Below are 12,458 nucleotides of genomic sequence, written 5' to 3'. Positions count from 1 at the left end.
TTAGATAAAATTGAACTAGACCAAAGGAGAAAAATATATGTGTGGAATTGTTGGTGTCGTTGGTAAACCAGCCAAAGATATTATTTTAAATGGCTTAACTAATCTTGAATACCGTGGCTACGATTCAGCAGGTATTTACTTGAATGACTTAAATGGCGATGAATATTTAACTAAGGCCGTAGGTCGTATTTCAAACTTAAAAGAAAAACTTACTCCTGATGAAGAAGGTTTAGTAGGAATTGGTCATACTCGTTGGGCTACTCACGGTAAGCCAACTGTTGACAATGCTCACCCACATTTTGATGAAACTAAGCGCTTTTACTTGGTTCACAACGGTGTGATTGAAAATTACACTGAATTAAAGGAAAAGTACTTAGAAGGTGTAGATTTCCATTCAGATACAGATACTGAAGTTGTAGTTCAATTAATTAGTAAAATTGCACGTGAAAAGAATTTAGATGCATTTTCAGCATTTAAAGAAGCTTTGAAGCTTGTTAAAGGTTCATACGCATTCTTATTAGTTGATAACACTGAACCGGATCACGTATTTATTGCAAAAAATAAGTCACCAATGATGCTGGGATTGGGTGATGGCTTTAATATTATTGCATCTGATGCAATTTCTGTTTTAGACCAAACTAAGACTTTCGTTGACTTACAAGATGGTGATGTTGGTGACATTACTAAAGATTCATACACTATTGAAACTGTAGATGGAAAGAAAGTTGACCGTGAACCACACGTATTGAACATCGATCCAAATGCTGCTTCAAAGGGTGCATATGAATTTTACATGTTAAAGGAAATTGATGAACAACCTGGTGTTATGCGCCATATGTCACAAAACTACCTTGATGAAAATGGTAAGCCAAAAGTTGATCAAGATATTGTTGATGCAATTTCTAAAGCTGATCGTCTTTATATCTTTGCTGCAGGGACTAGTTACCACGCAGGCCTCGTGGGTAAGTCAATTTTTGAACACTACACTGGTATTCCTACAGAAGTTGGCTATGCTTCAGAAGCTGGTTATCACTTCCCAATGATGAGCAAGCACCCATTCTTCATTTTCTTAACTCAATCTGGAGAAACTGCTGACTCACGTGTTGTATTGAAGGAAGCTAACAAGCGTGGTATTCCAAGTTTGACCATGACTAACGTTGAAGGTTCAACTTTATCTCGTGAAGCTAACTACACTATGCTTTTAGATGCTGGTCCTGAAATTGCCGTTGCCTCAACTAAGGCCTACACTGCTCAAGTTGCCTTACAAGCTGTTTTGGCTAAGGCTTTAGGTGAAAAGCTTGGTAATCAAGAAGCTAAAGACTGGAACTTGAAGCATGACTTGGCAATTGCTGCTGAAGGAATCCAACAAATCGTAGATGGTAAAGAAAAGATCAAAGAATTAGCTGATAAGTACTTGGTTAAGTCAAGAAATGCTTTCTACATTGGTCGTGGAATTGATCACGCTGTTGCTTTGGAAGGTGCATTGAAGTTAAAGGAAGTTTCCTACATTCAAACTGAAGGATTCGCTGCTGCTGAACTTAAGCATGGTACTATTTCGTTGATTGAAAAGGATACTCCAGTTATTGCTTTGATTAATGATCCAGTTACTGCTGACCTTACTCGTGGTAACATTCAAGAAGTTGTTTCTCGTGGGGCAAGTATCATTACTATTGTTGGTAAAGAATTTGCCAATAGTGACGACACTATTGTTTTACCAGAAATTAACTACTACATGTCAGCACTTTTGACTGTAGTTCCAACTCAACTTCTTGCATACTACGCTTCTAAGGATAAGGGTTTAGATGTTGATAAGCCTCGTAACTTGGCTAAGAGTGTAACTGTTGAATAATTACTAAATAAATACTTAGAAGGTAGACTTTTAGAAGCCTACCTTCTTTTTTTGTTGTTTTGTATAATTAAGGAAAAAAGTGAAGTTGAGCAAAACAATGATACTTACAGAAAGACAAAAAGATATTCTTTCTTTATTGATTACCAGTGAAGAGGGAATTAGTGTTAAAGAGCTAGAGAATCGCTTAAATGTTAGTCGAAGGACAATTTATCGTGAGTTTAAAGAATTAAAAGATGTTCTGGCCACGGATGAACTAAATTTAGTTAATAAAAAAAGAAAATATGGAGTTGAAGGTAACAAGGAAGCTCTTAATAAGTTGATTTTGGCAGTTAAGAAGACCAAGATTCAATCTTCGATGTCTGTGGAAAGAAGAGAGAATGCCTTAGCTGCGATTCTGCTTTTAAATGACGAACCTAAAAAGATTATTCAATTTGCTTTGGATTTAAATGTTAGTGAAGCCACTATTCAGAATGATTTAGATATTGTTGAAAAATCTTTGGCAGAATATAAAATTAATTTAATTCGTAAAAAGAGCGTTGGAGTATACGTTGAAGCTAGTGAAAGTGAGCGGCGCCAAGTTTTAGTGGGGATTTTATTGAGCGAAATCAATGACTATGACTTTTTTCATTATTTAAATCATACCCAGCTAAAGAGCAACAATTTCTTTTTACAAATTATTTCAAGAGATCTTTTGTTTGAAACGCGAAAAGCTTTAACTAAATCGATTATTCCAAATATTGAATTGGATTCTGATCATCAATTGATCGAACTCATTTTGATCTTTGCAGTATCCTTAACGCGGATTAAGGCTGGTTTTACTATTGAAAAGGTGGATTTAGAACCAGGTTCTTTAAAATATCAGGGATTTGTTTTTCGCTTTATGGCTTTAATTACCGAGAAAATGGCTCTTAAAGTTGATCAAACCGATGTGACTTATTTAGCAAATAAAGTTATGGCTAGTGATACGAAACAAACTAAACTTCATTATGATAGTGATTATGAGTTAGCTGCTTCCATTAGAGTGAAGAATTTTGTACGTATTGTTTCCGAGAAGATGCAGTGGAATTTTCAAAAGAATACAACTTTTGTTAACCGTTTAACCCGTCATATTATTGGTCTAACCCAGCATCGAGTTACCCCTCTTCCTAACGCTCGAATAGAAACTTTGGCTGGCTTAAGTAAGCGCTTTGCTAAACTTTATACGGTTATTCAGCAAGCTTGGCAGCAAGAGTTTCCTACAGATAAGATAACTAGTTCAGAAATGCAGCTATTGTTGCTCTATTTTGCTAATGAATTTACTAATTTTGAGAATCACCAACAATTTAATGCACTAGTAATCTGTGAAAATGGGATCGGAACTTCTGCTATTTTAAAAGCAAGATTGAAGCAAGAGTTGCCAGAAATTAAGCAGATTAAATTAAGCAAAGTCTCTGATTTAGTAAATATTGATTTACAAAAGTATGATTTAATTTTATCAACACTGGAATTAAAGGGATTTTCAAGATCTTATCAATTAGTGAGTCCGTTGCTTTTAGATGATGAAATTATTCGAATTAAGAATTACTTAAAGGATTACGAAAGAAAATATCCTCTTGTTAATCAGCCTGTTTTCAGTTCCAGCAAAACTAAACATGCAACTAAAGAACTTTCCAAAATTTCGATTGGGACATTATTTTGTGCAGATTTGGTAAATAGCATTAAAGTTCAAACACTCAGATATAATGCAACTGATTTAATTGCAGTGGTTCAAGAATGTTTGGTACATACAGGACGTAATTTGATTACGAAGCAACTTCCAGTGGCTAAAAAAATCCTCAAGCGAATTCAGTTGGCTCCAGTTGGAATTCCAAATAGTCATTTAGCTCTTCTTCATACTAGTAGTCATGAAATTAAACGTTGTACGTTTATGATTTTTGATCTAGATAATGAGATTGTATTGAAATCAATGGATCATAATGAAATTGAAGTAAGCAGGATCTTATTGATGCTCGGACCAGCAGAACTGTCTGATGCTGAACAAGAAGTAATGAGTTTAATCTCAAGTATGATAATTATGAACGATGCTAATTTGCGCCTTTTTACTAATGGTGATCAAGATCAAATCAAAAATGCTATTTCAAGCCAATATTTGCAAGAACTAAAGAGAAAATTGGAATAACGTGAATAATTTAACAAGCTCTGACACATTTTATTGTGTCAGAGTTCTATTTTGATTAGATTGTAAACGCTTACTAATTATCGTACGATAAGAATGTAAGATAAAAGAGGGGAGAAAAAACTAATGGCTCAAGCAAAGAAAAGCTCTTCAGTTAAAGTGAAGGTTCAAAAGTTTGGTACTGCTTTGTCTGGGATGATTATGCCAAACATCGGTGCCATCATTGCTTGGGGACTTACCGCTGCGATTTTCATGACACCAAATGGTTGGTTCCCAAACGCACAAATTAACAAATTAGTTCAACCAATGTTGATTTACTTGTTGCCACTTTTAATTGGTTATACAGGTGGTCGGATGGTCGACGATGAAAGAGGTGCCGTTATTGGTGCTATCGGTACTCTTGGTGTAATTGTTGGTACAACTCAACCAATGTTCTTGGGAGCCATGATTATGGGTCCACTCAGTGGTTGGTGCTTAAAGACTTTAGACAATGCATGTAGAGATAAGATCAAATCAGGATTTGAAATGATCTATAATAACTTCTCACTTGGTATTTTGGGAATGATTTTAGCGATTTTCGCTTACTTCATCATTAACCCAGTTATGATGTGGGGAAGCCATTGGGCAAGTGTTGGTGTTGATGCAATTATACGTGTTCACCTATTGCCACTTGCTAATATCATCATTGAACCTGCTAAGGTTTTGTTCTTAAACAATGCGATTGGTAATGGTATTTTGGTACCACTTGGAATTCAACAAGCTTCTGAAGTTGGTAAATCAGTTCTATTCTTGATGGAATCAAATCCAGGCCCTGGTCTTGGAATTTTACTTGCATTTATGTTCTTTGGTAAAGGCAGTTCTAAGAGTTCGGCTCCAGGTGCTGCAATTATTGAATTCTTCGGTGGGGTTCATGAAATCTACTTCCCATACGTATTGATGAAACCATCTTTAATCATCGCTGCAATTTGTGGTGGTGTAACTGGTACGGCATTATTTACAACTCTTAATGGGGGATTAAAGGCTGCCGCTTCTCCAGGCTCAATTTTAGCTATTTTGCTTGTTTCCGCAAAAGGCTCATACTTAGGTAACATTGTCGGTGTTCTTGGAGCTGCAATTGTTTCATTCATCGTAGCTGCAATTATTCTTAAGAACGATAAAGGTGATGGAGCTGATTTAGCTGCCAAACAAAAAGAGATGGAATCAATGAAAGCAGAATCAAAGGGTACTAAGATGCCAAGTGAACAATCTGCTCATGACTCAGTAACTTCATACAAAGATATTAAGAAAGTTATCTTTGCTTGTGATGCCGGAATGGGATCATCTGCAATGGGTGCCTCACTTCTTCGTGATAAATTCAAGAAAGCAGGCATTAATATCCCTGTAACTAATACTGCTGTTAGAAACTTGAAAGATGAACCAGGATTATTAGTTGTAACTCAAGAAGAATTAGCTGACCGTGCTTGTCAAAAGACTCCAGATGCAATGCATGTTGCTGTTGGCAACTTCTTAAGCAGTCCAAAATACGATGCAATTGTTGCTAACTTTAAAGCTTTGACTCAAGTTCAAGATAAGCCTAAGTCCACTGAAAAGAAGCCAGCTAATGGTTCACTTGAAGGAATTGATTTCAGTAAAGTTAAAGAAGTCGACTTCATTCGCCATGATCAACATATTGGTTCAGCTACAATGGCAACTAACTTGTTTGAAAACGCAATGAAGAAAGCTGGTAAAAAGACTCCAGTCAAGGCAATCAGAATTAATGAATTAGATGATGATCCAAGTCATTTAGTAATTGTTACTCCAGCTGCTAAGAAGAATTTGGCGGTTCGTTATAGTGATATTCAAATTGTGGTTGTTGATGATCTTCTTAAAGATAAGAAGCTTAAAGAAATTATCGATAAGTTAAGCTAGAAAGGGATGAGATAAGTGAAGTTACAAACAAATATGATTAAGTTGAATCAAGATGTGCCAACCCGTGATCAAGCCATTCGCATGGCCGGTCAGCTTCTGGTTGATGGTGGATGTGTTGAGCCTGGATATATTGATTCAATGATTGCTAGAAACAATGATGTTTCAACTTATATGGGAAACTTTATTGCCATCCCTCATGGCACTGATGAAGGTAAAAAGCATATCAAGAAAACCGGAATTTCAGTCGTGCAAATTCCAATGGGTGTTGATTTTAGTAATCCGGATGACGATACTGAACAACTTGTAACCGTTGTCTTTGGAATTGCAGGTTTAAATAATGAACACTTAAACCTTTTATCACAGATTGCAATTTTCTGTAGTGATGTTTCAAACGTTGCCAAATTAGCTGACGCACAATCACCACAAGAAGTAATAGATTTATTGAAAGAAGTAGGAGATTAAAGATGAGAGCAGTACATTTTGGTGCAGGTAACATTGGTCGTGGATTTATTGGTGAAACTTTAGCAGATAATGGTTTTGGTATTGACTTTGTCGATGTAAATGAAACTATTATTGATGAATTAAATAAGCGCGGGGAATACGATATTGAATTAGCAGCCCCTGGCAAGAAGAGAATCCATGTTTCAAACGTTGATGGGATTAACAATGCTAAGAATCCAGAAAAGGTAATTGAAGCAATTAAATCTACAGATATGATTACAACCGCGATTGGTCCGAAGATTTTGGCTCTTATTGCTCCACTTATTGCCCAAGGTTTAACTGAAAGAATTAAATCTGGCAATACTCAACCACTTGATGTTATCGCTTGTGAAAATATGATCGGTGGTTCTGAACACTTGAAAGAAGAAGTTTACAAGCACTTAGACGATGATATTAAGCCAGAAGTTGATAAATACATTGGCTTCCCTAATGCCGCTGTAGATAGAATTGTTCCAATTCAACACAATGAGGATCCATTATTTGTTTCAGTTGAGGACTTCAAGGAATGGGTTATTGACGAAAGCCAAATGAAGAATAAGGATATTAAGTTGAAGGGTGTAGATTATGCTCCAGACCTTGAACCTTATATTGAAAGAAAGCTCTTCTCAGTAAATACTGGTCACGCAACTGTTGCTTACACTGGTAAGAGCCTTGGGTATGAAACAATCGGGGATGCAATTAAGGATCCATTTGTTTTAAAGCAAGTTAAGAGAGTTTTGAGCGAAACTCGTTCATTGTTATACCACAAGTGGAACAAGGAATTCACTGAAGAAAGCCTGGAAGAATACCACAACAAGATTTTGAGCAGATTCCAAAACCCATACATTTCCGATGACATTGCTCGTGTAGGTAGAACTCCTATCCGCAAGTTAGGCTACAATGAAAGATTTATCCGTCCAATTCGTGAATTGAAGGAAAGAGGGTTAGACTACAGCGCCTTAATGGAAACTGTTGGTAGAATCTATCACTTTGATGAACCAAAGGATAAGGAAAGTGTCAAGTTGATGGACATGCTTAAGAATGAAGATTTGAAGGATGTCATTGTAGAAACTACTGGCTTGAAAGATGATCCAGCATTAGTTGAAGAAATTGTTGAATCATATAACAATGCTGAAAATGATAAAAAGAATTAGTTAAGGTATATTCAAGTAAAAAGCCGTGAGGAAACTCACGGCTTTTTGTATAATAAAATATGTAATCTTATTTTGATAAAGGGATGATTTAGATGGCAATTAAAATGATTGCAGTAGATTTAGATGGGACTTTGTTGACGAGTGGAAATAACATTTCCCCAGAAACGCAAAGAACCTTGCAACTTGCAAGTAGCCAAGGAATTAAGGTTGTACTTGCATCCGGTAGACCGCTTTCTGGTGTATTGCCATTTGATGAACAGTTGGGTCTTTCTGGCGATGATCAATATGCAGTTGTCTTTAATGGAGCTGTGGTGCAGAACTTAGCAGGTAAGATTTTAATGAGTCAAGAAATGGATTATCGAGACTTTAACACTATGCTTCGTTTGCAAAGATTAGCACATGTTAATTTGCATTTTGAGACGACGGAATGCTTTTGGACGCTTGATCGCAACCTTTCTGTACAAATGCAGATCAATGCAGCTTTTACCGATAATGAAATTAGAGTAAGAAATCGGGAGGAAATTCCGAAGGACTTTACTTTTAATAAGGTTGGCTTTACTTGTAATCGCGGAAGTGACCAAATTGAAAAACTATGGAATTCAATTCCTGATTGGGCCTTTCAATCTTATGATATCGTGCATAGTTTGGATACTTGTATTGAATTAAATGCCATTGGTGCTTCTAAAGGAAATGCTGTGATGGATTTGGCAGAAAGACTTAAATTATCTCAAAATGAAGTAATGGTTTTTGGTGATCAGGGAAATGATTTATCAATGTTTGAAAATCCAGAATTTAAGAAGGTAGCCATGGGCAATGCAATTAGCGATATTAAAGATAGAGCTGATTACATTACTGATGATAATGATCATAATGGAATTGCAAAGGCTTTGAAAAAATTTGTTTTATAAGTTACATGAGTCTATTATGGAATAATAAGAATTTTAAAAATCGAGTGATGGTAATGGTAGAAAATAAAGAAGCAGGCAATATTTCAGACGCTGAATGGGAAGTTATGCGAATTATTTGGACTTTAGAAACTGCTAGCAGCAGTGAAGTTATTAAAGAATTGCAAGCTAAAAAAGACTGGTCTGAATCAACAATTAAGACTTTGATGGGTCGCTTAGTTCAAAAAGGCTTATTAAAGACAAAAAAAGCTGGGCGCAAATTTATTTATTCACCAACTGTTAGTCAAACTGAAATGATGTATACTCAAACCAGTGAAATGCTTGATAAAATGTGCAATATGCACAAGGGAGAGTTGCTCATTAGAGTGTTGAAAGAAATTCCTTTATCCAAACGGGATATTGCAACTCTTGAAGAAGAGCTCGACGATAAGAAGAAAACGGCTCCAGACATGGTGCCATGTAATTGTTTGGAAAAGGGAGACCATATTTGCTAGAAAAAAAGTGGGAGTACAATGTCAGATAAAGTAAAAAACTATCTTAGTGTTGCTGGATTTGCCTTTTTTGGAGGAATGGCACGTGCATATTTAAACACTAATTTTCATTTTTATGGTACATTTTGGGGAAATATTATTGGATGCTTTCTCTTAGCATTTTTTACGTATTTCTTTTTTGAATTCAAAGATTTCTATGAATGGCTCAATGTGGGAATTTGTACGGGATTTGTTGGTGCATTTACCACTTTTTCAACTTTTAACTTAGAAGTGTTGAAAAATTTTGATGCTCATTTAAATGATATAGCATTGATCTATCTTTTTAGTTCAATTATATTTGGTTTTGTCTTTGCTTATATTGGGGCTCATATGGGCGAAACTTTAAGTAAAATTGTAACTGGGAGGGTAAAATGAATATTATAATTGCAGGTCTTGGTGCAAGTTTAGGCGCGATTTTACGCTACTTCATAACTAATTATGGAAAAAAGCATTGGGAAGAATTAAAAAAGCACTATTTAAACTTACCATTTCCAACTCTATTTATTAATTTAACTGGAACGCTTATCTTAGGGATTCTCTTTGGTATGAAAGTTAATCCATTTTTCTATGCTTTAGTTGGAACGGGAGTAATGGGTGGCTATACTACATTTTCAACTTTGAATACCGAACTAGTTGCCCTATATCATAGTAAAAATTATTCAGGATTAGTTCTATATGCTTTAGCATCGTATGTGGGAGGACTCATTCTAGTGTATGTGGGGTATTATTTAGGAAGACTGTTTTAAATGGAAAAAATATGGAACATTATAATTAAAATAATCGCAATTATTGCAGTCTCTCTTTCTGGATATTTAATGCTAACCAGTGACGTTCAACTAAAAATTAATGATACCCATGCAATGGTTAAGCAGGTTGTTAAAGAAATTGTTTCAGATAGTGAAGATCAAAGTTTGAGATATGCCACTCAATTTTTAGAGGCGTCAGGCTTAGAAGATGATTTGCTTCAAGCCTTTCCGAAAAAGTATAACTTAGATTTATCTTATGCGGATTTGTATCGATTAAGTACAAAATACGATGAAACAGGAAAGATCACGCCAAGCGATTTAAATCTAGAGAATTCCAATCGTCTAGAAGAAGTAGTTAATCAATTTATAGTAAAAGAAATTAATCAAAAGCTTAAAGAGGATTCCAAACAGGTCTATCACATTATAAGTATTTATCGATACTCGATTTTTATTATTGTTTTATTATATATATTAGGAGCACTTTTAATAATTTTTGGAAAATATTGGGCCTCAATTCCGATAATAATTGCAACGGGGGGATCGTTTGGCCTTTTATGGTATTTTAGTACGGAAGCTACGTCTTCCTTTCAAACAATTTATCAAGGGATCTTTATTGATATTTCATCAGGAATTTGGATAGGTTTGATTTTAGGAATAGTAAGTGCAATAATGTGGCCAATTTGGCTAAAATTTAGTTCAGATAAGAAGGTAAAATGATGAAGAAGATATTATTTGTCTGTCATGGAAATATTTGTCGATCTCCAATGGCGGAATATATTATGAAAAATTTATTGGCAAAAAGTGGTCGTAAAGATGTTTTAGTCGAATCAGCAGCTGCCACTGAAGATGCAGTAGGTTCGCCAATGGATCCGCGAACTACGCGCGTGTTAGAGAAAAATAATGTCCCTTACGTTCAACGTCATGCACGGAAAATGACCAAAGATGATTATCAAAATTATGACTATTTGATTTGCATGGACGAAGAAAACTTTATGGATATGAATAGGATTACTGGTGGTGATCCAGATCGCAAAGAATATAAGTTAATGCAATTCGCTAATAAGAATAGTGATGTCGAGGATCCTTGGTATACTAATGATTTTGATACTGCATATGATGAGATTTTGATGGGCTGCAAGGCCTTACTGGAGAAAATTTAAAGCAAAAGAAATACTGATAATTAACGCTTGTCTTAACGCTGATTATCAGTATTTTTGCATTCGAAATATAATATTTTTAATAAATATCGATAAAAGTTGATCCTTCCATTATTAGGATAAGCATCATGTTTATCTCAGTATTTTGCAATCATTTGTCCAGGAGAGGGATAATTTAAAGCAGTTTTAATAATGTATTTTTGTAAATATTTTTGCTAAAATACCCATAATAAGAATTGTTGAAGAAGTGATAAAGATGAAAGATGAGATTAAGTTTATTCCCGGGGAATACTCGGCAGAAACTAAAGATTTAGTTCACTTAAAGGCTAAGGTTAAAGTAGACAGAAATAAAATTGTTGATGTTAAAATCTCTTCAGGTAAAGATGAACGTTTAATTGAGCCTGCTCTTGAAAAAGTCTTTCGTGGTCAAATTTTAAAGTCACAATCAGTAGCAATCGATGGCGTGTCTTCAGCTAGTGTGCTCACTAAGGCAGTAAAAACTGTCGTAGGAAAAGCTCTAGCCGACGCACGTGACAATGATTAATAGAATGGAAAATAATAATGAGTAAAAAATTACTACTACTTTCTACTGGTGGAACTATTGCTTCATCAGTTTCAGATTCAGGTTTGGTACCCAAGGAATCTGGGGAAGATTTATTGAAACTTCTTGGTGAGATGCCCTATGACATTGATGTAAAAGATATTTTACAACTAGATTCTTCCAATATTCAGCCGGAAGAATGGAAGTTTATCGCTGAACAAATTTATAAATATCGAAATGACTATGATGGAATTGTGCTCAGTCATGGAACGGATACGATGGCTTACACAGCTTCAATGTTGTCTTTTATGCTTCAGCATATCGAGATTCCGGTGGTCTTAACGGGAAGTCAGGTGCCGATTAATGTAGTTTTGAGTGATGCGCCAGAGAACTTGCGTTTAGCTTTTGCGGCAGCTGCGGTGTGTCATCCCGGAATTTATTTGGCATTTGATCGTAAAATTATGCTGGGATGTAGAACTGTTAAGGTGAGAACCATTAACTTCAATGCCTTTGAAAGTGTGAATGTTCCGTCAGTGGCAACAGTAACTTCAGATGGAATAGTTTTTAATTATCAGCCCAAAATTGAAAATAAAAAGTGCGTTTTAAATACTAAGATTGATACGCATGTTTCTTTGGTTAAGCTATTCCCAGGATTTGATCCAGAGTTACTATTTGCTATGGTAAAAAGTGGCTGCCAAGGAATAGTTATTGAAGCTTATGGTTTAGGTGGAATGAATTACATTCGCCGGAATTTAGTAGGAGCAATTGGAAAGTTGATTCGAATGGGAATTCCTGTAATTGCCAGCAGCCAGTGTTTATATGAACGTAGTGATTTAACTAAATATGAGGTTGGGCGCTTAGCACTGTTAGAAGGAGCAATTAGTGCGGGAGACATGACTTCAGAAAGTGCTATTACTAAATTAATGTGGGGATTAGGACAAGGAATGGATGTCCATGAAATCAGCGAATTCTTTAATAAAGATATTGCTGGTGAAATCACATTGAAATAAAAAATAAGCGAGAAGGCTTAAAT

At 35.5% G+C, this 12,458-nt stretch carries 13 protein-coding genes; all 13 read left to right on the top strand.

The window, feature by feature from the left end; all coding sequences use genetic code 11:
* The first annotated feature begins 37 nt into the window (after window positions 1-37).
* The 13 genes from glmS (at window position 38) to KBW87_RS05290 (ending at window position 12,435) form a co-directional block, all read left to right on the top strand.
* On the top strand, window positions 38-1,849 hold the full coding sequence (gene glmS, locus KBW87_RS05350) for a glutamine--fructose-6-phosphate transaminase (isomerizing) (protein ID WP_057810809.1): 1,812 nt from the start codon (window positions 38-40) through the stop codon (window positions 1,847-1,849).
* 97 nt (window positions 1,850-1,946) lie between these two features.
* Window positions 1,947-4,007: a BglG family transcription antiterminator gene (locus KBW87_RS05345; protein WP_057810932.1), complete on the top strand. Its 2,061-nt coding sequence runs from the start codon at window positions 1,947-1,949 to the stop codon at window positions 4,005-4,007.
* Between the two features lie 123 nt (window positions 4,008-4,130).
* Window positions 4,131-5,912, top strand: a complete 1,782-nt coding sequence (locus KBW87_RS05340) for a PTS mannitol transporter subunit IIBC (protein WP_057810811.1) — start codon at window positions 4,131-4,133, stop codon at window positions 5,910-5,912.
* A 15-nt stretch (window positions 5,913-5,927) separates the two neighbouring features.
* Window positions 5,928-6,374 (top strand): PTS mannitol transporter subunit IIA, encoded by a 447-nt coding sequence (locus KBW87_RS05335; RefSeq protein ID WP_004044910.1) that lies wholly within the window; start codon window positions 5,928-5,930, stop codon window positions 6,372-6,374.
* Window positions 6,375-6,376: 2 nt separating this feature from the next.
* Window positions 6,377-7,546 (top strand): mannitol-1-phosphate 5-dehydrogenase, encoded by a 1,170-nt coding sequence (locus tag KBW87_RS05330; RefSeq protein ID WP_057810813.1) that lies wholly within the window; start codon window positions 6,377-6,379, stop codon window positions 7,544-7,546.
* Window positions 7,547-7,638: 92 nt separating this feature from the next.
* Window positions 7,639-8,454, top strand: coding sequence for a Cof-type HAD-IIB family hydrolase (locus KBW87_RS05325; protein WP_057810815.1), 816 nt, complete (start codon window positions 7,639-7,641; stop codon window positions 8,452-8,454).
* 53 nt (window positions 8,455-8,507) lie between these two features.
* Window positions 8,508-8,945, top strand: coding sequence for a CopY/TcrY family copper transport repressor (locus KBW87_RS05320; RefSeq protein WP_083478883.1), 438 nt, complete (start codon window positions 8,508-8,510; stop codon window positions 8,943-8,945).
* Between the two features lie 18 nt (window positions 8,946-8,963).
* The gene (locus tag KBW87_RS05315) at window positions 8,964-9,356 is read left to right on the top strand and encodes a fluoride efflux transporter FluC (protein WP_057810817.1); all 393 of its coding nucleotides are present in this window, start codon (window positions 8,964-8,966) and stop codon (window positions 9,354-9,356) included.
* Window positions 9,353-9,727, top strand: a complete 375-nt coding sequence (crcB, locus tag KBW87_RS05310) for a fluoride efflux transporter CrcB (protein WP_057810819.1) — start codon at window positions 9,353-9,355, stop codon at window positions 9,725-9,727. The genes KBW87_RS05315 and crcB overlap by 4 nt, the downstream gene beginning before the upstream one ends.
* Window positions 9,728-10,444 carry a hypothetical protein gene (locus KBW87_RS05305; protein ID WP_057810821.1) on the top strand — a complete coding sequence of 239 codons (717 nt, stop codon included), beginning with the start codon at window positions 9,728-9,730 and terminating at the stop codon, window positions 10,442-10,444.
* Window positions 10,444-10,887 (top strand): low molecular weight protein-tyrosine-phosphatase, encoded by a 444-nt coding sequence (locus tag KBW87_RS05300; protein WP_004044894.1) that lies wholly within the window; start codon window positions 10,444-10,446, stop codon window positions 10,885-10,887. The genes KBW87_RS05305 and KBW87_RS05300 overlap by 1 nt, the downstream gene beginning before the upstream one ends.
* Window positions 10,888-11,140: 253 nt before the next feature.
* Window positions 11,141-11,428 (top strand): FMN-binding protein, encoded by a 288-nt coding sequence (locus tag KBW87_RS05295; RefSeq protein ID WP_057810823.1) that lies wholly within the window; start codon window positions 11,141-11,143, stop codon window positions 11,426-11,428.
* A 17-nt stretch (window positions 11,429-11,445) separates the two neighbouring features.
* Window positions 11,446-12,435, top strand: a complete 990-nt coding sequence (locus KBW87_RS05290) for an asparaginase (RefSeq protein WP_057810825.1) — start codon at window positions 11,446-11,448, stop codon at window positions 12,433-12,435.
* The last annotated feature ends 23 nt before the right edge of the window (window positions 12,436-12,458 follow it).

Origin of the sequence: Lactobacillus intestinalis (assembly GCF_024397795.1) — a bacterium.
In the GTDB taxonomy this organism is placed as follows: domain Bacteria; phylum Bacillota; class Bacilli; order Lactobacillales; family Lactobacillaceae; genus Lactobacillus; species Lactobacillus intestinalis.
Note: the sequence above shows the minus strand (reverse complement) of the source record. Positions and strands in the feature narration are given on the sequence as shown.

Coding starts and splice junctions, on each gene's coding strand:
- glmS (WP_057810809.1), top strand. CDS start 38: ATGTGTGGAATTGTTGGTGTCGTTGGTAAACCAGCCAAAGATATTATT.
- KBW87_RS05345 (WP_057810932.1), top strand. CDS start 1,947: ATGATACTTACAGAAAGACAAAAAGATATTCTTTCTTTATTGATTACC.
- KBW87_RS05340 (WP_057810811.1), top strand. CDS start 4,131: ATGGCTCAAGCAAAGAAAAGCTCTTCAGTTAAAGTGAAGGTTCAAAAG.
- KBW87_RS05330 (WP_057810813.1), top strand. CDS start 6,377: ATGAGAGCAGTACATTTTGGTGCAGGTAACATTGGTCGTGGATTTATT.
- KBW87_RS05325 (WP_057810815.1), top strand. CDS start 7,639: ATGGCAATTAAAATGATTGCAGTAGATTTAGATGGGACTTTGTTGACG.
- KBW87_RS05320 (WP_083478883.1), top strand. CDS start 8,508: ATGGTAGAAAATAAAGAAGCAGGCAATATTTCAGACGCTGAATGGGAA.
- KBW87_RS05315 (WP_057810817.1), top strand. CDS start 8,964: ATGTCAGATAAAGTAAAAAACTATCTTAGTGTTGCTGGATTTGCCTTT.
- crcB (WP_057810819.1), top strand. CDS start 9,353: ATGAATATTATAATTGCAGGTCTTGGTGCAAGTTTAGGCGCGATTTTA.
- KBW87_RS05305 (WP_057810821.1), top strand. CDS start 9,728: ATGGAAAAAATATGGAACATTATAATTAAAATAATCGCAATTATTGCA.
- KBW87_RS05300 (WP_004044894.1), top strand. CDS start 10,444: ATGAAGAAGATATTATTTGTCTGTCATGGAAATATTTGTCGATCTCCA.
- KBW87_RS05295 (WP_057810823.1), top strand. CDS start 11,141: ATGAAAGATGAGATTAAGTTTATTCCCGGGGAATACTCGGCAGAAACT.
- KBW87_RS05290 (WP_057810825.1), top strand. CDS start 11,446: ATGAGTAAAAAATTACTACTACTTTCTACTGGTGGAACTATTGCTTCA.